The following is a 22,134-nucleotide window of genomic DNA, read 5'->3' as shown; positions in this document are numbered from 1 at the left end:
CCCCGACCGACAGAATCGGACCGATCGTCGGCTGTCGGGCGTCGGGTGGGCGTAACGCGGGCCGCGTCCGGTCCGAGGACGGCTCGGGGCGGCGCGAGGGCGGGGGGACGCGCGTGGAGGACGTGCTCGGACGCGGCACCGTCATGGAGTCGCCGCTGGGCGACCGCGGACTGACCGCCGCGGAGGTCGCCGAGCGGGTCGACGCGGGCCGCACGAACGCCGTCGACGCGCAGACCAGCCGCAGCGTCGGGCAGATCGTGCGGGCCAACGTCGTCACGCCGTTCAACGGGCTGCTGTTCGCGCTCTTCCTCGTCATCGCCGCCACCGGCCGCTGGCAGAACGGCCTGTTCGGGCTGGTCATCGTGGCCAACACGGCCATCGGCGTGATCCAGGAGGTCCGCGCCAAGCGCACGCTGGACCGGCTCGCCGTGCTCAACGCCCCGCACGCGAGGGTGGTGCGGGACGGCGAGGTGGCCGAGATCGAGGTCGCCGACGTCGTCGCCGACGAGCTGGTCGAGCTCCGCTCCGGGGACCAGGTCACGGCGGACGGGACGGTCACCGCGTCGGCCGGGCTCGAGGTCGACGAGTCGCTGCTGACCGGCGAGTCCGACCCGATCGCCAAGGTCCCCGGCGACCAGGTGCGGTCCGGCTCGATCGTCGTCGCCGGGCAGGGGCGGTTCCGGGCCACCGCCGTCGGCGCCGACGCGTACGCCACCCGGCTCACCGCCGAGGCCAAGAGGTTCACGCGCACCCCGAGCGAGCTGATCTCCGGGACGAACACCATCCTGCGGTGGATCTCGGTGATGATGCTGGTGGTCGCGCCGCTGCTGGTGTGGAGCCAGTTCCGCACCAGCGACGCCGACAGCTGGCAGGACGCGGTCACCGGCACGGTCGCCGCGCTCGTCGGGATGGTGCCCGAGGGGCTGGTGCTGCTGACCAGCCTGGCGTTCATGCTCGGCGCGGTCACGCTGGCGCGGAAGCGGACCCTCGTGCAGGAGCTGCCCGCCGTGGAGGTGCTCGCCCGCGTCGACGTCGTCTGCCTCGACAAGACCGGGACCCTGACCCACGGCGACATCGTGTTCGACCGGCTCGTCCTGCCGCGGGACGCGGACCCGCTCGCCGAGGCGGAGGTCCGCGAGGCGCTGGCACTGAGCTGCACGGAGCCGGGCGGCAACGCCACCGCGGCGGCGCTCGCCACCGTCTTCTCGCACACCTCGTGGACCGCGACGGCGAACGTCCCCTTCTCGTCGGACCGCAAGTGGTCCGCCGTCGGCGCCGGCGAGCACGGCACCTGGGTGCTCGGGGCACCCGAGATGGTCCTGCCGGAGCCCGCCGATCCCGGGTCCGCCGACCTGCTGGAGACCGCCGGGAAGATCGCGGAGGACGGGCGGCGGGTGCTCGTGCTCGCGCACACCGACGACGTGGTCGACGGCCCGGTCCTCCCGCCGCTGCTCGAGGCGCGGGCGCTCGTCGTGCTCGCCGAGCGGATCCGGGACGACGCCGCCGACACCTTGCGCTACTTCGCCGAACAGGGCGTGTCCCTGCGCGTGATCTCGGGCGACAACCCGCGCACGGTCGGCGCGGTCGCGACCGCCGTCGGGCTGCCGGGCATCACCGCCGCGGCCGACGCCGTCGACGCCCGGACCCTGCCCGAGGACCCCGACGCGCTCGCCGACGTCCTCGAGGCGAACCCCGTCTACGGCCGGGTCACGCCCCAGCAGAAGCGGGCCATCGTCGGCGCGCTGCAGCGCCGCGGCCACGTCGTCGCGATGACCGGCGACGGCGTCAACGACGCCATGGCGCTCAAGGACGCCGACATCGGCGTGGCGATGGGCAACGGCGCCGCCGCCACGCGCGCGGTCGCGCAGCTCGTGCTGCTCGACGGCCGGTTCGCACACCTGCCCGACGTCGTCGCCGAGGGCCGCCGGGTCATGGCGAACATCGAGCGCGCGGCGAACCTCTTCCTGGTCAAGAACGTCTACTCGCTGCTCATGGCGCTGGTGGTCATCGCGACCGCGGCCGCCTACCCGCTCGCGCCGATCCAGCTCACGCTGATCTCGGCCGTCACGATCGGCATCCCCGGGTTCGTGCTCGCGCTGGCCCCGAACCGGCGGCGCTACGTGCCCGGCTTCCTGCCCCGGGTGCTCTGGTCCGCGGTCCCGGTCGGCGTGGTGATCGGCACCGCGGCGTACTCCGGCGACCGCACCATCCGCTGGCTGGAGCCCACCGGCGGGCTGGTGGCCGGGCAGACGGTGGCGACCGTGACCGTGCTGGTCGCCTCGCTCTGGGCGCTCACCCTGTTCGCCCGCCCCTTCAACCGGTGGAAGGTCCTGCTCGTCGGCGGCCTGGCGCTGGCCGTCGTGGTGATCCTCGCGGTGCCCTTCCTGTCCCACACGGTGTTCCTGCTCGACGTCACGTGGCTCCGCGTCGGCGTCGGGGTGGGGCTCGGCGCGGTGGCGGGCGTGGTCATCGAGGTGATCGGGCGGGTCGTGCGGTCCCGCTCGGCGGCCGGCTGACGATCCCCCTGTTCCCTTTCGGGCGCCTCTCGCCGACCCTTCACCCATGACGAAGAAGGCGAAGGCGCCGAAGCGCCTCCCGCGGGAGCTCTACGAGGCGGAGCTGCTGCGCCTGCAGGGACAGCTCGTGCAGCTGCAGGAGTGGGTCAAGGCCACGGGCGCGCGGGTCGTCGTGATCTTCGAGGGGCGCGACGCGGCGGGCAAGGGCGGGGCGATCAAGCGCGTCGTCGAGCACCTCAACCCCCGGGTCGCGCCGATCGTGGCGCTCCCCGCGCCCACCGAGCGCGAGCGGACCCAGTGGTACTTCCAGCGCTACGTGGAGCACCTCCCGGCGGCCGGCGAGATCGTGCTGTTCGACCGCTCCTGGTACAACCGCGCCGGCGTCGAGCGGGTCATGGGGTTCTGCACACCGCACGAGTACACGCGTTTCCTGCGGCAGTGCCCGATCTTCGAGGACCTGCTGGTCGAGGACGGGATCCTGCTCCGCAAGTACTGGTTCTCGGTCAGCCCGCAGGAGCAGGAGAAGCGCTTCCGCGAGCGCGTCGAGAGCCCGTTGAAGCAGTGGAAGCTCTCCCCCATGGACCTCGAGTCGATCGCCCGGTGGGACGACTACTCGCAGGCCAAGGACGACATGCTCGTCCACACCGACACCGACACCGCGCCCTGGACCATCGTCGAGTCCGAGGACAAGCGCCGGGCCCGGCTGAACTTGATCGCCCACCTGCTGGACAGCATCCCCTGGGAACCCGTGGTCCGCGCCCCGCTCGCGATCCCCGCCCGCCCGGAGGGCCGCGGCTACGTCCGCCCGCCCCGCGAGCTCGAGCGCGCCGTCCCCGACCACGCCGCGACGCTGCTGGAGAAGGAGGAACCCGCCTGAGCGATCACGGGTTCTCCTTCCGACGGTGCCGGGGATGCGGCGGGACCGGCTCCTCCTCGAACGATCCGACCTCCTCGACGAGCTGGGGCCGGCGGGTCCGGGCCAGCGCGTACCAGGCCAGGCCGAGGACGACGAGCCCGAGGAAGATCCACGGCATCAGGTTGAGCGGGTAGTCGGGCACCGGGATCACGTTCTTGTAGAAGACGTAGAGCAGTGCCGCGATGACCACGACCGCGAGCACCGCCGACGCGGGGTTGAACTCGTCGCGCCTCCGCAGGAAGAACGGCAGCGCGACGGCCATCAGCACGTAGGCCAGCATGTAGCCGAAGGTGCCGATCGTGCCGGTGTAGGTGAACACGTTGAGCGGGGTCATCCCGGAGGCGACCAGGATGACCGGCACCACGAGCACGACCGGCGCGATGACGGCGATCGCCACGTGCGGGGTCTTGTGCGTGGAGTGCGCCCGGCCCAGCGCCCTGGGCAGGATGTCCTCCTCGCCCATCGTGTAGAGGATGCGGGACGAGGCGTTGATGCAGGCGATCGTGACCGCGAAGAACGACGCCGTGATGCCCAGGTCGACGATCCAGGAGACACCGCCCAGGCCGTAGCGGGCGGCCAGGTCGCTGATCGGCGCGGTGCTCTGGCTCAGGGCGTTCGGGTCGCCGAAGCCCCGCACCATGTCGTAGGCCGCGAAGACGTACAGGACGCCGACCAGGACCGCGCTGCCGAGCACGGCGCGCGGGATGGCACGGTGCGGGTCGCGCGCCTCCGCGCCGAGGCTGGCGGCGCTCTCGAACCCGACGAAGCCGAGCACACCGAGCACGATCCCGAAGGCCACGCCGTCGAACGACAGGGTCGAGAGGTCGAACGGGGCGGTGGCCCCGCGGCCGTCACTGCCGACCAGGACGGCGATCAGCACGACCAGGATGGCGGCGACCGAGACGATCTCGAGGACCAGCCCCACGCGTGTGGAGATCTTGATGCCGATGATCGCGAACGCGGCGGCCCCGACCGCGGCGACCGCCAGGATGATGCAGACCGCGAGCGTGCCGCCGACCGGCAGCCCCAGCGTGGTGAGGAAGCTGCCGAAGTAGATGGCGGTGCCGACCACTCCGATCATCGCGATGAACCCGTAGCCGATGACCAGCCCCCACCCGGCCGCGAACGCCCCTGCCGGGCCCAGGCCCTTCGCGACGTAGGAGTACAGCGACCCGGAGGAGGCGAACCGGCGCCCGAACTGCGTCGCGACCAGCCCGACCAGGATGACGACGACGGTCGCGGCCACGTAGGACAGCCACGCGCCCTGCCCGGCGTAGAGGGCGATCAGCGCCGGAGTGGTGGCCATCGCGGCGCTGGGGGCGATCCCGGCCACCGACTGGGCCAACACGTCGAGCTGGCTCATCGTCCCGTGGGCCAGCCCGGTGTCGGAGTGGACCGGGTCCGGCCCGGCCCCCGCCGCGCTCACGAGTCCTCCTCGCTGGCGCTCGTCGGCCGCGTTCGCGGCGCTGCTGCGTGGGATGGTTCGCTCGCGAGCTCGCTCACGGGATCACCTCCTGCGTCGGGGCCGGGTGCCCGTCTCCGTGCCCGGCCTGTCCGTCGGCGGTGTGGCACGCCGGGGACCGCGGCGTGTCCAGCGCCGGGTTGCCGTCGAAGAAGCCGACCGGCTTGAGCGAGAACCCGATGGAGGTCACCGGCATGACCGGCCAGTCCTCCGGGCGGACCACGTGGTGGGCGCCGAAGGAGTACCAGACGACGAGATCCTCGTTCTCCAGCGGGCGGTCCGCCTTCTGGTACTCGAGCAGCCCGCCCGGTGACCCGTGCTGGTTCGGGTAGTCGCCGGCCGCGTAGTTCTCGCGCGGGTCGTAGCGGGTGACCCACAGGTGCTTGTAGGCGAACTGCGCCCGGGCGAACGCCTGCGACCCCTCCTGCTGCAGCGGCAGCACGTTCTCGCCCGGCATCAGCTTGTAGCCGGTCGGCTGACCGAGCTCGTTGATCTCGTTCGGGTTGACGACGTACCACACGCGTGCGACCAGCGGGTCGATCAGCCGGCGCGCCTCGCTCTCCCGCGACAGCGGCGTCTTCCTCGTGACCCAGGCGTTGCCGTACGGGTTGTCGGGCCCGGGCGGCACCGCGGCGGCGTCGACCTCGTAGACCGAGTTGCGGTCGCCGTCGACCTGCATGTCCAGCCGGACGTTGAAGAAGTGCTGGTGGTGCGGCCCGTACAGACCGGGGGCCACGACGACGCCGTGGCGCGGTTCCTCGCCGTCGGCCAGGGCACCGGTGGAGAGGACGCCGGTAAGCTTCACCTCGAACTGGATGGTGCCGTCGGTGTAGAGGTACCAGAAGAAGCCGTACTCGTAGTTGCCGACCGTCGCGATGCAGGAGATCACCAGGCGGCGCGAGCGGCGGACCTCCGCCTTCTCGGTGCGGAAGTCGGTGTGCTTCCAACTGATCCCGTGGTCCTCCTCGTGCATGCAGATGGCGTTCGGGATCGTGACCGGCCGGCCCTCCTGGTCGTTCGCGGTGACGTCGAAGTAGAAGATCTCGCCGAGGCAGTCGCAGCCGAGGGTCAGCGGGTTGAGCAGCACCCCGACCCCGTACTCGCCCTCGTCGAAGACGTTCTTGATCCGGTGCGTCGGCGCGGGGTCGCCGTACGGGATGTACATCTCCGACAGCGAGGCCCGGTAGAGCACCGGCCGGAGCCGGCCCCGGTCCTCGTACCCCACCTGGTGCAGCACCAGGCCCTCGCGCGGGGTGTAGCCGACCCGCAACCGCCACTTCTGCCAGCTCACCTCGTGCCCGTCGACGGTGAAGCTCGGGCCCTCCGGCTGCGTGATCTCCAGCGGTTTCACGTCCTCGCGCAGGCGGGTGAACGCCGGCCGGTTGTCACCGTCGAACATCAGCTCGGGCGCGTAGTTGCCCGCCTTCGGCGGCAGCGGCACGACGCCGTGGTCGCGGACGTCGATGACCTCCATCTTGTCCATGTCGAGCAGCACGATCAGCCCCTCGACCGGCCGCGCGTAGCCGTTGTCGTCCTCCCGCGAGCGGACGAACGTCAACGGCCGGAGCAGCCGGCGACCCGTGGGGTCGTCGATGTCGTAGCCGGCCGCCCACGGGTCGATCATCGCCAGCGAGAAGTCGGTCACCCCTCGCTTGCGCATCGCCTCCTGCCACCGCGGATCGGACCGTGTGATGTCCTCCGCGCTGAAGAACTCCTCGAGCATCACACTGGGCTGGACGTCGTCGATCACCTCCCAGGAGGCCACCACTCCGCGGTCGAGCGAGACCACCGCTTCGACGGTCTGCTGGTGACGGCGGTCGTACAGGACGACGAAGGCCGCCCGTTCGGGAGTCGGGCCGTCGCCACGGCCGTGGTCGAGGACCTCGCGCTTGGGGGGCTCGTGGAGCGTGACGGTCACGAAGCGGAGCGCCTGATCGATCTGTCGCTCGGCCCGCAGGATCTCCGTGGTGCGTCGGATCTCCTCAGGAGCGAGCGGCGCCAGAGGATTCGCCGTGGAGGTTGCCGGCCGCGTGCTGACTGACATCGGTACTCCTCGTCATTGAGGCGTGGTACGACGGCGCCGAGGCGGACCGCGGGAGGTGCACGCCGGTACTGCGCGGCACACCTTCTCGATCATGGGTCAGAGCGTGACCGAGGTCGCCCGGGGAGGGGCGACGACGCGGACGCCCGCGACCTTGCCGATCCTAGCCCCGACCTGCGGAAAAAAGGGCGCGAAAATCACCGGACATCTCGAGGCTCGTCGCCTCGCACGTGCGGACCGGAACCCGTGCCGGTCTCCCCCGGGCCCTGGGCGACGACCCTGAGGGCGAGATCCCGCAGCCTGCGGTAGGCGCGCCTGTCCCGGCGGTAGTACCAGAGGTCGTAGATCAGCAGGTTGATCGGGACCCACAGGACCACCCACGCGACCGTCTGGAGCCCGGTCGACAGGGCGTCCTCGATCGAGCCCGGTTCGGTGGTCCCGAGGGCGCCGACCGCCCCGTTGATGAACAGCACGGCGAGCAGCCCCCACAGGAGCGTGCGGATCCCGAGCCGCCGGACGCCGTCGACGTCGTCGTTCAGGGCGGCGATCCGGCGGCGGCACTCCCGTGCCAGGGCGGCCCGGGCACGCTCCTCGAGGCCGGGCGTGAGGACGTCGGCCGGCAACCCGACGGTCACCTTCAGCGGGGCCTTCCGCGTGGCCCGCTGGACCGCCCGCACCATCTGCTCGAGGCCGGGTCGCGGGTCGTAGTCCTCGAGCTCGGGCGCGAACGGGTCGAGCTGTGGGGCCTCGAACAGGTGCTCGATCCGCCCCATCGGGAGGTACAGGTCGACCTCGCGCGGGCGGCGCCGGAGCCTCACGACGCGAACCTAGCCCGCGGGGGGCCCACCGGCGCAAGCAGCGCTCCCCCGACCGGGTCAGGGCGCCTCGTGCCGCAGGGTGGCCGGAGCACCCCGGCGGGCCGCCGTTCCAGGCCGCCCTGGTCGACCACGTCACGGAGTGAGCCCTGCGCACCTGCTCGCCGACGACATCGTCTCGCGAGCGGGGCTCGACCCTGCCCGGCCGGTCGACTCGCTCTCGAATGATCACCCGAGGGCGGCGCGCGACGAGCAGGTCCGAACGACAGCGGCGATCCCTGACGTGGCCCGTCGCCGGCGCAGCGCTGATGTTCGCTCCGCAGGCTCCGGTCAGCGCCTGCTCATGTGCTCCGGGTACCAGCGGGTGATCTTGAAGGCGCCCACCAGGACGACGATCGGCAGGACCCAGTTCGTCCAGTCGCTGGTCGACGGCAGCCGCACCGCGACGTAGCCCAGGAGGGCCGTGACGAGGAAGGCCAGCGCCCAGACCAGCGTCAGTACCCGGTTCACGTGCTTGAACTGCGGGGTCGACCACACCTCCTCGGGTGTGGACTCCCGGGCGTACTGCTCGGTGAACGGTACGAACGCCAGGGACGCCAGCGCGACCAGCCCGAGCACGCCGCTGGAGATCGTGGTCGAGTAGGTGTCGAGCACGTCGCGGTCGTGCGCGCCGAGCACCGTCCCGGCGATCGCGAGCCCGACGAAGAACACGATCGTGACGACGTCGAGCAGCTTGGTCCGGCGGTGCCGGGTCGAGGGGATCGCCAGGATGATCGCGGCGAGCGCCGCGCCGATCGCGCCGTACTCCCAGGTACTCGGGCTGCCGGCGACGACCCAGAAGATGATCCACGGCAGGAAGCCGCCGACCGGGCTCTGCGCCAGGCGCTCCACGAGCGACGGCCGGCGGAGGCCGTCCTCGACACGCTCGTCCATGGGGGCCTCCGCTTCGTCGGCAAGGACCCGTGGCTGAGTCGCCGGACGGCGTCAGCGCGGGTCCGGAGTGAACCGCTCCGGGGCGCCGGATGTCGATACCGCGACCGGGTGACGACCACATCGACCCGCGCAGTCGTGCCCACGAAGCCCCCTGCTACGCCACCATCACCGCATGCCGAAGTACCGGGTCAACGACGCCGCGGTCGACCATGCCCACCACCTCATCGACGCCCGCCGCTACGTCCTGCGCAGCCGCTGGGGTGACGTCCAACCCACCGCTGCCGACGGAACCCGCTACCTCAAGACCCACACGTGGGACGAGTACGGCTCGTGGCACCTCGGCCTCACCGACGGTGCCGCCGCCGACACCAAGCGCCGCTACGCCTTCGTCTTCGGCGACTACAAGCGCATCCACCGCATGGGCATCATCAGCTGTCACTACCGCGCCGCCGAGTGGGGCCACAAGGAGATCGAGCTCGCAGCCCACGAGCTGCTGCAGTACCTCGACGACTCCCGTCGGTAGCGGCAAGGCTCAGCCCGTACGCGGAACTCCCGCGTTGTCGACGGAGGCCCAGCAAACTAGCACGAGATGGCGTCACGGCGGTCGCCGGCGAGCAGTCTCTGAGGGACTTGGGAGAAGACATAGACAGGCCGGGGGCCGACGCTTTCGCGCCTGATGTCAACGGATCCTGAAGGTTGACCCTCCTGGGGTCTGCGAATTTTGACCCCTCGGGTGGTTGGTCAGTCCTGGTTGGCGCGGTTCTGTTTGGCGAGGAGCTCGCGTCGTTGGCGGGTGCGGTAGGAGTCGCCGGTGAGGGTGAGGACCTCGGCGTGGTGGACGAGGCGGTCGATCATGGCTGCGGCGACGACGTCGTCGGAGAAGGTCTCGCCCCAGCGCCCGAAGGGCAGGTTGGACGTGACCATGACCGAGCCGACCTCGTAGCGGGAGGCGATGAGCTGGAAGAACAGGTTCGCCGCGTCCTGGTCGAAGGGGATGTAGCCGACCTCGTCGATAATGATCAGCTTGTAGCGGCGGATTTTCTTCAGCTCGGCCTCCAGGCGTCCGGCCTGGTGAGCGTCGGCGAGGCGGGTGATCCAGTTGTTCGCGGTGTCGAAGAGCACCGAGTAGCCGGCGTGGGCGGCTTTGACGCCCAGCCCGATCGCCAAATGTGTCTTCCCCAGGCCGGGCGGGCCGAGCAGGATTACGTTCTCGGCCTTCGCGACGAACGTGCCGGTCGCCAGGTGCGCCAACACGTCTCGGCGCAGCGAGGGCAGGTGGTCGAGGTTGAAGTCCTCGATCGTCTTCACCGCCGGGAAGTGGGCGGTGCGGATGCGCATGGTGGTGCCGGCGGACTCGCGTTCGGCGACCTGGCGCTGCAGGACCGCGGCCAGATACTCCCCGTGCGACCAGTTCTCGTCCCGTGCCTGGTCGGCGAGCTCTTCCCAGCAGCGCCCGATCGTCGGGGTCTTCAACACCCGGGTCAGGTAGGCCAGCATCGAGGGCAGCCCCTCTGCAGGCAGCGCCGCGGCTGAGCGGTCGGGGACAGTTGCACTGGTCATGGGTTGCTCGCTTCCGCCGCGGGCGCGGCAGTTGGGGTGGTCGGGTTGAAATCGACGCCGAACAGGGCGTCGTAGTCGGGCAGGGCGCGGATCGCGACCGGGTGTCCGTCGCTGTGGCGGCGGGCTCCGCGCTGCTGGGTCTGCTGTTGGGCGCGGCGTTGCTCGGCCAGCGCCAGGCGCATCTGGTGCGCGGTCGCGACGTGGCCCGGGTCGGTGAGCACGGCGTGTTTGGCCCAGCTGCGCTCGTGCTCGGCGACCGGTGCTCCGTCGCAGAACACCAGCACTCGCGTCGGGGAGGCGGTGACGTCGACGAACCGCCCGATCACCCGCGGGTCGACGGAGTAGTCGCAGGTGTCGACGCGGACGTAGTAGTCGCGGGCGAGCCGGATCCGGTGCGTCAGCCCGACCGTCGGGGCGACCGGTGGCAGCGGGGTCATCGCCTGGCGGTCGGTCTCGAGCAGATCCACCGGGCGTGCCTGCAACGCTCGGACCGTGCGGGAGTTCGCGCGCGGCAGCCAAGCCCCGAGCTGGTCGTTGAAGTCCTGCGGGCCGGCGAACGCGCGGCCGGGCAGGAACGAGGTCTCGAAGAAGCCGTTGTTGCGCTCGACCATGCCCTTGAACTCCGGATCCCGCGGCGGGGCCAGCCGGATCCGCGTGGCCAGAGTCCCGGCGAACGCCGCGGCCGGGACGCTGACCCGTCCGGTCCCGCCGATCGCGGACTCCCGGTCCCAGACCAGCGTCTTGGGCACCCGCCCGAGCTGGGAGATCAGCAGCCACATCCCGGACAGGATGTCCCCGGCCTGGCGCGAGGGGATCATCGTCGCGGACAGGAACCGGGAGAACGCCAGCGTCACCACCAGCACCGGCAGGATCCGGGCCTGCCCGGCGGTGACCGGGACCGGGGTCTCGGGGAACCACAGGTCGCACTGCGCGACCTGCCCGGGCTCGTAGACGACCCGGTCAGCCGGGTCGATCCCCACGTACTCGGGCCGGATCCGGGCCAGCAGCTTCTTGAGCGGTCCCTCCGAGTAGGGCCAGCCGATCCGCTGCGCGATCACCGGCCCGGGCATCCGCGGCCACTCCACCAGCAGTGCCCGCACCTGCGGCTCGTAGGCGTCGGCGACCGAACCCCGCGGCCCCCGCTCGTAGCGCGGCGGCCCGTCCGAGCGCAACGCCGCCCGCACCGTGTTCCGCGCGACCCCGAGCCGCCGGGCGATCTCCTTGATCGGCACACCCTCAGCCCGATGCAGCCGACGGATCTCCGCCCAGTCCTCCACGTTCAACACCTCCCCAGCGTCGGGAGGGGTCAAATTTCCCGGACCGCCAGGGGGTCAGATTTCAGGATCCGGCGACACCTGAACACCCAGATGACGTCGAAGCGATTGTCGGGCCATGTTCGGGGCACGGATCGGCCGGTTCCTGCCAGGAAACGTGCGGCGATATGGGGGATGCGATGGTGTTCCCAGCACACCAGGACCGGTCCCGGACCTCCGTCGAGCACGGCCGCGGTGAGGTCGGCTCCCTCGTCGACGGTGGCCGGGTAGTCGTGACTGATCTCGAGGCGGCGGGCAACCCCGTCGAGCGTCTGAGTGGTGCGATGGTGCGGGGTGTGGTGCCCATAGTCCGGGCTGAACAGCCGCGCGGGCTCCGACAGACCGCGTTCGGCCATGAGTACGGGGTCGCCGAACAGGACCGCCAGCGCGCCGGAGCGCTGCCAGCCGCGCGGGGTGAGGGAGTGCTTGTTGGGCCGGCCGGAGGACTCGACGCCCCGCCCGCCGCGGCCGTCGTCCTCGGGCTTCTCCCCGTGGCGGATCAGCAGGATCGCGGAGGGAGGTTCCGTGGCGGTCATCGCCGTGCACCCGCCGTGCGTGTTCGCGTGGCCGGACATCCGACGCGAAGCCGAAAGAACACCCGGCCAGCGTAGGCGAGGCGAGGGGCCGGTGCGTCAGTTCGGGGTAGCTGGGCCGATCGCTCGCAGATGATGGCGCAGGGGCGGACGCCCCGGCGCCCACGGCGGCGCAGAAGTGTGTCCGCCCACCCACCCCACCTCGCGCACCACCGATGTCGGTGCGCCACCCGCGCAACGCACGGCCCGATGGAGACCGACCGGACACTGATCCGCCCATTCGAGGTCCATCCGGGAGGAGCAGCTCGCCGAGCTCCGCCGCCGCCTCGTCGCGACGCGATTCCCCTCCCGCAGCGTCGGCGCTCCGATCATGTTGGGAGGACGCACGAGCTCTGGCCGCAGCGCTCGCGAGCGGCCGGCCTCCGCCCGCGGTCACGGTGCCGGTCGGCTTCACCACCTTCCCGGCGAGATCTGGGCGTCGCCCCGGAGCTGGGTCGAGGCGGTCTACCCCGACCTCGCCTACTTCACCGAGGCCGAGAAGGGCGGGCACTTCGCCGCCTGGGAGGAGCCCGACCTGTTCGCGACCGAGCTGCGGGCCGCGTCCCGGCCGCTGCGCAAGAGCTGAGCTTGTCGGCGCTGTGTGGGACGACCCGCGGTGAGGGACGCTGCGAGCAGCTGCAGGGGTCGGGCCGGCAGCCGGCCGCCCCGGATCCGGGTCCATGGTCGGAGCGTGGGGCAGGTCGGGCTCGAACCGACGACCTGACGGATTATGAGTCCGCTGCTCTGACCAACTGAGCTACTGCCCCTCGCGCGACAGGCTAGCGCCCACGTCCACGGCGACACCTCGCGCTCGTCAACTCCCGACTCGCGCTGCCCGAACTCCCGACTCGCGCTGCCCGAACTCCCGACTCGCGCTGCCCGAACTCCCGACTCGCGCTGCCCGAACTCCCGACTCGCGGTGCCGGAAGTCCCGACTCGCGGAGGGGTGACGGCGCGACTCGCGGGCGCCGGACCGCCGGTGATCACTCATTCGTTGAACGTTCAGCTCGCTCTCAGCAACCCCTCGTTACGGTCGCTCGTTGAAAGTTCAAATGCGAGGCGAACACACGATCCGGGGGTGCCCGTGAAGCTGCGGACGTACTGGAAGCGCTACCTGCTCGGCGCGGTCGCGCTGGTGGTGGTGCTGGCGGTCGGAGGGCCGCTGTTCTACGCCAAGGTGATCGAGGGCGACGCCGCGGCGCCGCTCGCCGTCGGCACCGACCAGACCGCCGCGACCGGCGAGCTGGGCGGCACCTACGCCGTGTCGACCGGCTCCGAGTCCGGCTACCGGGTGCACGAGATCCTGGGCGGCCAGAGCATCGACGCCGTGGGCCGGACCCGGGACGTCTCGGGCTCGGCCACGGTGAGCGGGTCGCAGGTCACGGCGGGCGATGTCACCGTGCAGCTCGCCACGGTGAAGAGCGACCAGGCGCGCCGCGACAACCAGTTCACCGGCAACATCATGAACGTCGCCGAGCACCCGACGGCCACCTTCCGGCTCACCGAGCCCGTGGACCTCGGCGAGGGCTTCAGCGGGGGCGAGCGGGCGACGGCCGACGCCACCGGCGAGCTGACCGTGCGGGGCGTGACCCGCCCGGTCACCTTCCCGCTCACCGCGATCCGCAACGGCACCGGGATCGACGTCTCCGGCTCCGTCCCGGTCACGTTCGCCGACTTCGGCGTGACGCCGCCCAGCATCGGCGACGTCGTGACCGTCGATCCGACGGGTCAGATCGAGTTCCTGCTGAAGCTGGCGCCGGCCGCCTGAGCGGGCCTCAGGCGAGCTTCGCCCGCAGGCCGTCGATGCCGCCGGCGTAGACGCCCTGCGCGAAGGTCCGGTTCAGCTCCTCCTCCTGCCCCGCGTCCGCGTCGTACTCCGACCACCACTCGACGAAGCTCTCGCCGGTGTCGGTGATCGGTGCGACGCGGACCGTGGACACGTAGCGGCGTGCGTTGAAGGGGTTCGCGCCGGTGAAGGCGTAGGTGAGGGTGCGGTCTGCGTCGTCCATCGCGAGCAGCTTCTCGTCGAACGGGTCCCCACCGTCGGCCAGGGTGAGCCTGCGGACGGCCCCGACCGCGCCGTCCGTGCCCTCGACGATCTCGCTGTTCGCGATCGCGGGCAGGAACGCGGGCAGGTCGTTGAAGGCGCGCAGCAGCGCCCAGACCTTGTCGGCGGGCGCGGCGACGACTCCACTGGCGTACGGACGCGGCATGGCTCAGTCCTCTCGGTGCAGGGCGTTCTTGAAGGCGCGGGTCTGCTCGACCAGCGCTGTCTCGGTGGGCAGGCGCTCCATGGAGGACGCGCCGTAGAACCCGTGGCAGGCCTTCGTCCGGCCCAGCACGTACGCGGCGTCCTCCGGCATGGCGATCGGGCCGCCGTGGCAGAGGACCAGCACGTCGTCGCGCTCCTCGAGGGCCGCGGCGGACCACTCGTCGATCAGCGCGACGCAGTCGTCGAGCGACTTCGCGGTCTCCGCCCCGATGGAACCGCCGGTGGTGAGTCCCATGTGGCACACCACGATGTCGGCGCCCGCCCGGGTCATGGCGCGGGCGTCCGCGGCCGAGAAGACGTACGGCGTGGTCAGCAGGTCGAGGCGGCGCGCTGCCTCCACGAGGTCGACCTCCAGCCCGTACCCCATGCCCGTCTCCTCGAGGTTGGCCCGGAACACGCCGTCGATCAGGCCGACGGTCGGGAAGTTCTGGATGCCGGCGAAGCCGAGGTCGGCCAGCTCGCGGAGGAAGCGGTCGGTGAGCATGAACGGGTCGGTGCCGTTGACGCCGGCCAGGACCGGCGTGTGCCGCACGACCGGCAGCACCTCGGCAGCCATCTCGACGACGATGTCGTTGGCGTTGCCGTAGGCGAGCAGCCCGGCGAGCGAGCCCCGTCCGGCCATCCGGTAGCGGCCGGAGTTGTAGATCACGATGAGGTCGATCCCGCCGGCCTCCTCGCACTTCGCCGACAGCCCGGTGCCCGCTCCCCCGCCGACGATCGGCTCGCCGCGGCGGGCCATGTCCCGGAACCGCTGCACCAGCTCCGCGCGGCGGAACCTCATGCCGTCACCTCCCGCCACGCGGTTACGACCGCGTCGGCGAACTCGGGATCGTTGATCGCCACCGGAACCTTCCGCAGCACGGCGTGGCTGTCCAGTCCGGACTCCAGCGCGGCGAGCAGGGCGGCGTCGGCCTCCGTGTCGTGGAACGGCTGCCCGGGCACGTCGAGCAGCGACACCCCGCCGGTCGGGACGAGGAACAGCGCCGGCCCGGTGAACGCGTTGATCTTGCGGGCGAGGAAGTCCCCGATCGCGGCGTTCTCGTCCGGCGTGGTCCGCATGAGCGTGACCTGCGGGTTGTGCTCGTAGAAGAGGCGGTCGGCGAAGCGGGCCGGCACGGTGTCCCGCGCCCCGAAGTTGACCATGTCGACGGCCCCGACCGAGCCGACGTACGGCACCCCGGTGCGGGCGATCGCGTCGAGCCGGTCCTCCCCCGCCGCCATGACCCCGCCGACGAGCAGGTCGGCCACCTCGGTGGTGGTGAGGTCGAGGACGGACGAGACCAGGCCGTCGTCGACGAGCTTCTCCATCGCCTGCCCGCCGGTGCCGGTCGCGTGGAAGACCAACGGGTCCACCTCGGACCCCAGCCGTTCGACGACGGCGGTGACCAGCGGTGTCGTCACGCCGAACATGGTCAGCCCGACGGCCGGCCGGTCCTCCCCCGCCGGGATCTCGCGGGTCAGCGCCCCGGCGAGCATGTGCGCGGCGTTGCCGAGGACGAGCCGCGAGATGCGGTTCAGCCCGGCGACGTCCGTGACCGAGTAGAGCATCGCGATGTCCGCGGCACCGACGTACGGCGCGGTGTCGCCGGACGCGACCGTCGACACCATCACCTTGGGCACGCCGACCGGCAACGCGCGCATCGCCGGCGTGACCAGCGCGGTGCCGCCGGATCCGCCCAGGCCGAGCACCCCGCCGACCTCCCGCGCGGGCAGCCAGCGCTCCAGCGCGACGGCCATCGCCGCGACCGCGGTGCCCCGGTCGCCGGTGAAGACGGCGTCGACCCCGTCCGGGTGTGCGGCGGCGACCTCGGCGGCGGACACCTCCGCCCGCGCGGCGCCCTTCTCGGAGGTGGACACGTCCACCGAGGTCACGGCCAGGCCCGCGGCGCGGAGCAGCTCCGCGACGTGGCGCAGCTCCGCGCCCTTGGTGTCGTGCGTGCCGATCACGTACGCAGGGCCCATCCGTGGAGTCCTACCGCACGATCACTCCTCGCGCAGCCGGTACTCGCCGCCGTGTCCTGCGACCTCGTGCAGGACGTAGTGGTGGACGATCTTCGGCCCGCCGTGGAGGTGGACGTGCCGGACGACGGCCGGCGCCTCCTGCTCGGCCGGGCGGGTGCGGACCCGGCCGTCGAGCGGGCCGCCGACGAACCAGTAGGTGTCGCGCGGGGTCTCGTCGGCGGGGTCCGGCCGGGGCGTCCGGGCGGCGACCCAGTCGTCCCAGTCCTCCTCCGAGGCTGCGGGCATCCGGCCACGGTACGTGACGGCCCGGCGACGGCGCACGGGTCGGCGGGGTCACGCCGGAGCGCGACTCACCGAGGGCCACAGCGCGACTCGCGGTGCCGGAACTCCCGACTCGCGGTGCCGGAACTCCCGACTCGCGGTGCCGGAACTCCCGACTCGCGGGGGCGGGGCCGCACACGGAACAGCCCCGCCACCGGCGCACGTCGGTGGCGGGGCCGGGCCTCCGGGTGGAACGGGTCCTGCGTGTCAGGCGACGGCCTTGGCGCGCTTGCGCGCGTCCTTGGCGATCCCCTCGACGGCCTTGGCGCCGGCGGAACCGGCGGTCGAGCCGGCCTCGACGGCGCGGTGGGCGACGTCGCTGCCGAAGCGCGACACCTGCTCACCGGCGTGCGCGGCGAGCGCGGTCAGCTGGTCGACGTAGCCGGGGGCCTGCGTGCGGGCCTTCTTCGCGGCCTTGCGCGCGCTCTTCTCCCACTCGGCGCGCTTCTTGTCGGCCACCTTCTCCCACTGGGCCCGCTTCTTCGACGCGGCCTTGGCCCAGGCCTCGCCCTTCTGGTCGGCGAGCTTCTCCCAGGCCTTGCCGCGCCGGTCGAGCTCCTTCTGCCACTCCGCGCTGCGCTTGTCGACCTCCTTGCGCAGCGCCGCGCCGCGCTTCTCGGCCTTCTTCGCGGCCTTCGCGGCACGCGTCGACAGGTCCTCGCCCCACACCGACGCCTGGTCCGACGCGGTGGCGGCCCAGCCCGAGGCGCGGTCGGAGGCCGTCGCGCCCAGTGCCGAGGCCGTGGCGCCGAGGGCGGCGGCACGCTCGGACGCGGCGGAGCCCAGCTCCGCGGCCCGTGCCTTCACGACCGGCGCCTTCTCCGCGACGGTCGCGGACAGCGACTCGGACAGCGCCGACGCCTTGCCGGCCAGGTCCGACCCGGTCGACGCACCCGACCCGCCGATGCCCGAGACCAGCCCGGAGACCGAGTCGCCGGCGCTGTGCGCGGCGTCGGAGAGCGCCTCGGCCCGCTTCCCCAGCGCGACCGAGGCGGCCTCGGCGGCCTTGCGGCTGCGCCAGGCGACCGAGGGCTTGCCGTGGGTGTCGGCGGCGGCGATCAGCAGCCCGCCGAGCAGGCTCACGTTCTTGAAGAAGTGGACCTGCTGGGCCTGCTTCGCCTCCGGGTCGGACTCCTCCCAGAAGCGGTGCCCGGCCAGGGTGGTCGGGATCAGGGTCGCGGCGAGGACGGCCGACGAGGTCCGGGGCAGCTTCCCGAGTGCGAGCAGGGTGCCCGCGGCCACCTTGACGCCGCCCTCGACCTTCACCAGCGTCTCGTTGTCGGGGCGCTTGTCCAGCGGGGACATCGCCACGGCCTTGTCGATCGCGGGCGCGGCGTAGTCCAGGACGGGCTTGGCGGCCTCGGCGTGCGCCCCGGGTTGGCGCAACGCGTTGATTCCGCCCGAGATGAAGATGGCGGCCAGCATGGGACGGGCCACACGACGCAACACAGGCATGGGGTCGCGTTCCCCACGCACGCGGGTGGCAAACACGGGTGCCGCTGGCGGGGGACCCCCCGCGTTCGGAATCATGCCGGGGTGGCGAGACACGCGATCGGACTGGACATCGGCGGCACCAAGGTCGCCGGCGCCGTGGTGGCCGAGGACGGGACGGTCGTCGACGAGCTGACCGAACCGACTCCCGCGACCTCGGACGCGCCGACCATGTCGCGTCTGCTGCTCGGGATGATCGACACACTGCGGCGCAAGAACCCCGGGGTCGTGGCCGTCGGGGTGGGCGCGGCGGGCACCGTCGCGTGGCCGAGCGGGCAGATCCTGTGGGCGCCGAACAACGCCTACCGCGACTGGGCCGTGCGGGCCGAGATCGAGGAGGCGACCGGCCTGCCCGCGGTCGTGGACAACGACGCGAACGTGGCCGGACTGGCCGAGGCACGTCTCGGCGACACCCTCCACAAGGAGATGGTGCTGGTCACCGTCGGGACCGGGGTGGGCAGCGGGATCGTGCTGGGCGGCCGGATCTACCGCGGGCCGCACGGGCTCGGCGCCGAGCTGGGGCACATCATCGTGGACCCGAACGGCCCGCTCTGCGGCTGCGGCAACCGCGGCTGCCTCGAGTCGCTCGCCTCGGGCACGGCCCTGACCCGCACCGGCCGCGAGGCCGCCGCGGCGGATCCCGACGGGCTCATCGCCAGGCTGGCCCGCGAGAAGAACGCCGAGGTCACGGGGCAGATCGTCACGGAGGCCGCGCTGCAGGGCGACCCCACGGCGCGGCGGCTGTTCCAGACCCTGGCCCGGTGGCTCGGCATCGGCATCGCGTCCGTCACCACGATCTTCGAGCTCGACGCCGTGGTGATCGGCGGGGGCGTGGTCGACACGGGCGAGCTGCTGCTCGCCCCGCTGCGCGAGGCGGCCGCAGAGTTCGCCTACGCGAAGTCGGTCCGGCCGCTGGTCCCGGTGCTGCCGAGCACGTTCGGCAGCGCTGCCGGCAAGATCGGCGCCGCCCTGCTCGCACTGGATCACGCGGACGATCGGAGCACCCGTTAGCGTGACGGCGTGACCCTCCTCCTCGGCCCCGTCCTGCGGCACGTCGGTGAGACCACGGCCGTCGTGTGGGTGCAGACGGCACGCACGGCCACGGTCGAGGTCCTGGGCAGCAGCGCACGGACGTTCGAGGTCGCGGGGCACCACTTCGCGCTCGTCGTGGTGACCGGGCTGGAGCCCGACGCGCGGATCCCGTACGAGGTGCACGTCGACGGCGAGCGCGCCTGGCCGCTGCCGCACAGCCCGTTCCCGCCGAGCGTGATCCCCACCCGCGGGCCGCGCACCGCCGGGCGGGCGCGGATCGTGTTCGGGTCCTGTCGGTACGTGAAGCTCTCGGACCGGAAGCTGGCCGCGCTCTTCGGCCTCGACGCCCTCGACGCCTACTCCGCCCGGATGGCCGGCCGCTCCGCCGAGGAGTGGCCGTCGGCGCTGCTGCTGCTCGGCGACCAGGTCTACGCCGACGAGCTCACCCCGCAGACCCGCCGCCGCATCGCCGGCCGCCGGCAGCGGCACCCCGACTGGCCGGACGACGAGATCGTGGGCTTCGACGAGTACGTCGGCCTCTACCGGGACTCCTGGATCGACCCGGAGATCCGCTGGGTGATGTCCACCGTGCCGACGGCGATGATCTTCGACGACCACGACGTGCGGGACGACTGGAACACCTCGGCGACCTGGCGCGCGGAGATGGCGCGCACGCCGTGGTGGCGCGAGCGCATCCGCTCCGCCCTGGCCTCGTACTGGGTCTACCAGCACCTCGGCAACCTCTCCCCGGAGGAGCTGGCCGCCGACCCGGACTGGACGAAGGTGCAGGCCGCGGAGGGCGACGTCTGGCCGCTGCTGGTGGACCTCGCCGACCGCGCCGACGCCGAGGTCGACGGCAGCAAGGGCCTGCGCTTCAGCTTCCGCTGGGACATGGGGCGCAGCCGGCTGGTGATGATCGACTCGCGCAACGCCCGGATCCTCGACGGCGACGAGCACCTCATGCTCGGCGAGCGCGAGTTCTCGTGGGTGGAGGAGCAGGCGACGGCCCCGACCACCGACGGGGAGGACGTGGACCACCTGCTGCTCGGCACGTCCGTGCCCTGGCTGCTCGCGCCGGCGTTGGGCGACCTGGAGACGGTCAACGAGATCGCCGCGGCCCGCCCGGGGTTGCGCGGCCGGATCGGCGAGGCCGTCCGCCAGGCGGCGGACATGGAGCACTGGCCGGCGTTCCGGGCGTCGTTCGACCGGCTGGGCGAGCTGGTCGGGCGGGCGGCCCGCGGGGCGGGCCCGCGGCCGCCCGCGACCGTGACGGTAGTGTCCGGTGACGTGCACCACAGCTACACGGCCCGGGCGGAGCTGCCCGGCGTGCCCGCGAGCGCGGCACGCGTCCACCAGGTCGTCTGCTCACCGGTGCACAACCACGTGCCGGGTGCCGTCCGGGCCGCGTTCCGGCTCGCCTGGTCGAAGCCCGCCGCCGCGTGGGCCCGGGCCTGGGCCGCCCACCACGGCGCCCCGGCCCCCGGGCCGCGGTGGGACCGGGTCGGCTCCCCCCTGTTCGGCAACCACATCGGGACCCTGCTCGTCGACGGCCGGCACGCCGAGGTGATCTTCGAGAAGCCCCGGTCGGCCTCCGCGCTCGACGAGCGGGCCCGCGTCACCCTCAGCGCGGAGGACCACGCATGAGCACGCTCGGACACCCGGGACCCGGCGCGGTCCCGCTGCGCGGCGACGAGCCGCCGGAGACGGACGGCACCGGCGCGCTGGCCGGACAGACCGTGGTGCTGCGGCCCACCGAGCCGCGGCACGTCGGCGAGTTCCTGCAGATCCTGCAGCACCCCGAGGTCGAGCGGTGGTGGGCCGGCTACGACCTCGAGCGCGTGCGCCGGGAGCTGCTCGGGCCGCACTGCTACGCGGTCGAGGCCTATCGCGAGACCGTCGGGCTGATCATGTTCCACGAGGAGGAGGACCCCGACTACCGGCACGCCGGCATCGACGTCGCGCTGCACCCGGACGCCCACGGGCAGGGCCTCGGGGCCGACGCCGTGCGCACGCTCGCCCGGCACCTGTTCGACGTGCGCGGGCACCACCGGATCGTCATCGACCCCGCCGCGACGAACGAGCGGGCGATCCGCAGCTACGAGCGCGTGGGGTTCCGGCGGGTCGGCGTGATGCGCGAGTACGAGCGCAGCCCCGACGGCACCTGGCACGACGGCCTGCTCATGGACCTTCTTCCCGGGGACCTGTAGCGAGCCCGGCCAGGCCGCTCACCAGCAGCTCGAGGCCGAACCGGAACCGCTCCTCGTCCGTGCCCGAGGTCAGGTGGGGCAGCAGCGAGACGAAGGTCGGGAACCGCTCGGCCGGCAGCGCGGCGAAGAACTCCTGCATCTGCCGGGCCTGGTCGTCCCACTGCCCGTGCCCCTCCTCCCGCTGCGCGCGCATCGCGCCCTCGACGGCGCTCGCGCTGACGTACAGCCCCACGACGTCCGCCGACCAGGCGACCGCCTGCTCGGGGACGCGGCCCAGGCGCAGTAGCCGCATGGTCGTCTCGGTGACGCGCAGCGCGTTGGGTCCGAACGGGACCGACCCGAGCGCGGCACGGGCGATGTCCCGGTAGCGCATCAGGGCGGCCCGCGAGTCGACCCACAGCTGCGTGAGCTGCTCCCGCCAGCGCTCCGGGTCCGGCTCGGGCAGCGGGATCTCCGCGGCGACCTCGTCGAACAGCAGCTCGACGAGCTCGTCCTTGTTCGCGACGTGCGCGTAGAGCGAGGCCGCGCCGGTCGACAGCTCGGTCGCGACGCGGCGCATGCTCACCCCGTCGATCCCCTCCTTGCGCAGCACCCCCATCGCGGCCTCGACGATCGCCTCCCGCGACAGGGAGCGCCGCACCGGCTGCTTGCGCGGGGTGCGCCAGGGCGGCTCGGGCAGATCGTGCTCCACGCCACCGATTCTATTTGACACGAACGCCGT

21 protein-coding genes and 1 tRNA gene are annotated in these 22,134 nt (G+C 72.4%); 8 read left to right on the top strand and 14 right to left on the bottom strand.

Features of this window, described 5'->3' with window-relative positions; translation table 11 throughout:
• Nucleotides 1-113 precede the first annotated feature (113 nt).
• Both ACQP04_RS11620 and ppk2 read left to right on the top strand, forming a co-directional pair.
• The gene (locus ACQP04_RS11620; RefSeq protein ID WP_433507056.1) at nucleotides 114-2,516 is read left to right on the top strand and encodes an HAD-IC family P-type ATPase; all 2,403 of its coding nucleotides are present in this window, start codon (nucleotides 114-116) and stop codon (nucleotides 2,514-2,516) included.
• 46 nt (nucleotides 2,517-2,562) lie between these two features.
• Nucleotides 2,563-3,393, top strand: coding sequence for a polyphosphate kinase 2 (gene ppk2, locus ACQP04_RS11615; RefSeq protein ID WP_433507055.1), 831 nt, complete (start codon nucleotides 2,563-2,565; stop codon nucleotides 3,391-3,393).
• Nucleotides 3,394-3,397: 4 nt separating this feature from the next.
• Here ppk2 and ACQP04_RS11610 read toward each other — a convergent pair whose 3' ends face one another.
• From ACQP04_RS11610 to ACQP04_RS11595, 4 genes are all read right to left on the bottom strand, one after another.
• Nucleotides 3,398-4,858: an APC family permease gene (locus ACQP04_RS11610; protein WP_433507054.1), complete on the bottom strand. Its 1,461-nt coding sequence runs from the start codon at nucleotides 4,856-4,858 to the stop codon at nucleotides 3,398-3,400.
• Between the two features lie 73 nt (nucleotides 4,859-4,931).
• A complete protein-coding gene (locus ACQP04_RS11605; protein ID WP_433507053.1) occupies nucleotides 4,932-6,938 on the bottom strand; it encodes a primary-amine oxidase in 2,007 nt (668 codons plus the stop codon).
• 194 nt (nucleotides 6,939-7,132) lie between these two features.
• Nucleotides 7,133-7,753, bottom strand: a complete 621-nt coding sequence (locus tag ACQP04_RS11600; RefSeq protein ID WP_433507052.1) for a hypothetical protein — start codon at nucleotides 7,751-7,753, stop codon at nucleotides 7,133-7,135.
• A gap of 327 nt (nucleotides 7,754-8,080) precedes the next feature.
• Nucleotides 8,081-8,683: a hypothetical protein gene (locus ACQP04_RS11595; RefSeq protein WP_433507051.1), complete on the bottom strand. Its 603-nt coding sequence runs from the start codon at nucleotides 8,681-8,683 to the stop codon at nucleotides 8,081-8,083.
• A gap of 172 nt (nucleotides 8,684-8,855) precedes the next feature.
• Here ACQP04_RS11595 and ACQP04_RS11590 point away from each other — a divergent pair, with 172 nt between their 5' ends.
• On the top strand, nucleotides 8,856-9,206 hold the full coding sequence (locus tag ACQP04_RS11590; RefSeq protein ID WP_433507050.1) for a hypothetical protein: 351 nt from the start codon (nucleotides 8,856-8,858) through the stop codon (nucleotides 9,204-9,206).
• Nucleotides 9,207-9,424: 218 nt separating this feature from the next.
• Here the strand turns inward: ACQP04_RS11590 and istB are convergent, their stop codons facing one another.
• The 3 genes from istB to ACQP04_RS11575 are packed head-to-tail and all read right to left on the bottom strand — an operon-like array spanning nucleotide 9,425 to nucleotide 12,092.
• Nucleotides 9,425-10,243, bottom strand: coding sequence for an IS21-like element helper ATPase IstB (istB, locus tag ACQP04_RS11585; protein ID WP_433503543.1), 819 nt, complete (start codon nucleotides 10,241-10,243; stop codon nucleotides 9,425-9,427).
• On the bottom strand, nucleotides 10,240-11,529 hold the full coding sequence (gene istA / locus ACQP04_RS11580) for an IS21 family transposase (protein ID WP_433503544.1): 1,290 nt from the start codon (nucleotides 11,527-11,529) through the stop codon (nucleotides 10,240-10,242). Before istA ends, istB begins: the two co-directional genes overlap by 4 nt.
• A gap of 20 nt (nucleotides 11,530-11,549) precedes the next feature.
• A complete protein-coding gene (locus ACQP04_RS11575) occupies nucleotides 11,550-12,092 on the bottom strand; it encodes a hypothetical protein (protein WP_433507049.1) in 543 nt (180 codons plus the stop codon).
• Between the two features lie 367 nt (nucleotides 12,093-12,459).
• On the opposite strand from ACQP04_RS11575, the gene ACQP04_RS11570 reads away from it, so the two are divergent.
• A complete protein-coding gene (locus ACQP04_RS11570; protein ID WP_433507048.1) occupies nucleotides 12,460-12,714 on the top strand; it encodes a hypothetical protein in 255 nt (84 codons plus the stop codon).
• Between the two features lie 106 nt (nucleotides 12,715-12,820).
• Here the strand turns inward: ACQP04_RS11570 and ACQP04_RS11565 are convergent.
• Nucleotides 12,821-12,895, bottom strand: a tRNA-Ile gene (locus tag ACQP04_RS11565).
• Between the two features lie 311 nt (nucleotides 12,896-13,206).
• Between ACQP04_RS11565 and ACQP04_RS11560 the strand changes: the two genes are divergently transcribed.
• Nucleotides 13,207-13,896 (top strand): YceI family protein, encoded by a 690-nt coding sequence (locus tag ACQP04_RS11560; protein WP_433507047.1) that lies wholly within the window; start codon nucleotides 13,207-13,209, stop codon nucleotides 13,894-13,896.
• 7 nt (nucleotides 13,897-13,903) lie between these two features.
• Here the strand turns inward: ACQP04_RS11560 and ACQP04_RS11555 are convergent, their stop codons facing one another.
• From ACQP04_RS11555 to ACQP04_RS11535, 5 genes are all read right to left on the bottom strand, one after another.
• The gene (locus ACQP04_RS11555) at nucleotides 13,904-14,341 is read right to left on the bottom strand and encodes an SRPBCC family protein (protein WP_433507046.1); all 438 of its coding nucleotides are present in this window, start codon (nucleotides 14,339-14,341) and stop codon (nucleotides 13,904-13,906) included.
• A gap of 3 nt (nucleotides 14,342-14,344) precedes the next feature.
• A complete protein-coding gene (locus tag ACQP04_RS11550) occupies nucleotides 14,345-15,181 on the bottom strand; it encodes a phosphoenolpyruvate hydrolase family protein (RefSeq protein ID WP_433507045.1) in 837 nt (278 codons plus the stop codon).
• A complete protein-coding gene (locus tag ACQP04_RS11545; protein ID WP_433507044.1) occupies nucleotides 15,178-16,362 on the bottom strand; it encodes a Tm-1-like ATP-binding domain-containing protein in 1,185 nt (394 codons plus the stop codon). The genes ACQP04_RS11550 and ACQP04_RS11545 overlap by 4 nt, the downstream gene beginning before the upstream one ends.
• A 21-nt stretch (nucleotides 16,363-16,383) precedes the next feature.
• A complete protein-coding gene (locus ACQP04_RS11540) occupies nucleotides 16,384-16,647 on the bottom strand; it encodes a hypothetical protein (protein ID WP_433507043.1) in 264 nt (87 codons plus the stop codon).
• A 243-nt stretch (nucleotides 16,648-16,890) separates the two neighbouring features.
• A complete protein-coding gene (locus ACQP04_RS11535) occupies nucleotides 16,891-18,120 on the bottom strand; it encodes a DoxX family membrane protein (protein ID WP_433507042.1) in 1,230 nt (409 codons plus the stop codon).
• A 99-nt stretch (nucleotides 18,121-18,219) separates the two neighbouring features.
• On the opposite strand from ACQP04_RS11535, the gene ACQP04_RS11530 reads away from it, so the two are divergent.
• The 3 genes from ACQP04_RS11530 to ACQP04_RS11520 are packed head-to-tail and all read left to right on the top strand — an operon-like array spanning nucleotide 18,220 to nucleotide 21,413.
• Nucleotides 18,220-19,185, top strand: a complete 966-nt coding sequence (locus tag ACQP04_RS11530; protein WP_433507041.1) for an ROK family protein — start codon at nucleotides 18,220-18,222, stop codon at nucleotides 19,183-19,185.
• A 9-nt stretch (nucleotides 19,186-19,194) separates the two neighbouring features.
• Nucleotides 19,195-20,850: an alkaline phosphatase D family protein gene (locus ACQP04_RS11525; RefSeq protein ID WP_433507040.1), complete on the top strand. Its 1,656-nt coding sequence runs from the start codon at nucleotides 19,195-19,197 to the stop codon at nucleotides 20,848-20,850.
• A complete protein-coding gene (locus tag ACQP04_RS11520; RefSeq protein ID WP_358206702.1) occupies nucleotides 20,847-21,413 on the top strand; it encodes a GNAT family N-acetyltransferase in 567 nt (188 codons plus the stop codon). The genes ACQP04_RS11525 and ACQP04_RS11520 overlap by 4 nt, the downstream gene beginning before the upstream one ends.
• Here ACQP04_RS11520 and ACQP04_RS11515 read toward each other — a convergent pair.
• Nucleotides 21,385-22,104 carry a TetR/AcrR family transcriptional regulator gene (locus ACQP04_RS11515; protein WP_433507039.1) on the bottom strand — a complete coding sequence of 240 codons (720 nt, stop codon included), beginning with the start codon at nucleotides 22,102-22,104 and terminating at the stop codon, nucleotides 21,385-21,387. The two genes, ACQP04_RS11520 and ACQP04_RS11515, sit on opposite strands and share 29 nt — an antisense overlap.
• Nucleotides 22,105-22,134: the final 30 nt, after the last annotated feature.

It is taken from the genome of Pseudonocardia halophobica (assembly GCF_050948485.1).
GTDB lineage: Bacteria > Actinomycetota > Actinomycetes > Mycobacteriales > Pseudonocardiaceae > Pseudonocardia > Pseudonocardia halophobica.
Note: the sequence above shows the minus strand (reverse complement) of the source record. Positions and strands in the feature narration are given on the sequence as shown.

Coding starts and splice junctions, on each gene's coding strand:
- ACQP04_RS11570 (WP_433507048.1), top strand. CDS start 12,460: ATGTTGGGAGGACGCACGAGCTCTGGCCGCAGCGCTCGCGAGCGGCCG.
- ppk2 (WP_433507055.1), top strand. CDS start 2,563: ATGACGAAGAAGGCGAAGGCGCCGAAGCGCCTCCCGCGGGAGCTCTAC.
- ACQP04_RS11545 (WP_433507044.1), bottom strand. CDS start 16,362: ATGGGCCCTGCGTACGTGATCGGCACGCACGACACCAAGGGCGCGGAG.
- ACQP04_RS11555 (WP_433507046.1), bottom strand. CDS start 14,341: ATGCCGCGTCCGTACGCCAGTGGAGTCGTCGCCGCGCCCGCCGACAAG.
- istB (WP_433503543.1), bottom strand. CDS start 10,243: ATGACCAGTGCAACTGTCCCCGACCGCTCAGCCGCGGCGCTGCCTGCA.
- ACQP04_RS11520 (WP_358206702.1), top strand. CDS start 20,847: ATGAGCACGCTCGGACACCCGGGACCCGGCGCGGTCCCGCTGCGCGGC.
- ACQP04_RS11550 (WP_433507045.1), bottom strand. CDS start 15,181: ATGAGGTTCCGCCGCGCGGAGCTGGTGCAGCGGTTCCGGGACATGGCC.
- ACQP04_RS11575 (WP_433507049.1), bottom strand. CDS start 12,092: ATGACCGCCACGGAACCTCCCTCCGCGATCCTGCTGATCCGCCACGGG.
- ACQP04_RS11595 (WP_433507051.1), bottom strand. CDS start 8,683: ATGGACGAGCGTGTCGAGGACGGCCTCCGCCGGCCGTCGCTCGTGGAG.
- ACQP04_RS11540 (WP_433507043.1), bottom strand. CDS start 16,647: ATGCCCGCAGCCTCGGAGGAGGACTGGGACGACTGGGTCGCCGCCCGG.
- ACQP04_RS11590 (WP_433507050.1), top strand. CDS start 8,856: ATGCCGAAGTACCGGGTCAACGACGCCGCGGTCGACCATGCCCACCAC.
- ACQP04_RS11605 (WP_433507053.1), bottom strand. CDS start 6,938: ATGTCAGTCAGCACGCGGCCGGCAACCTCCACGGCGAATCCTCTGGCG.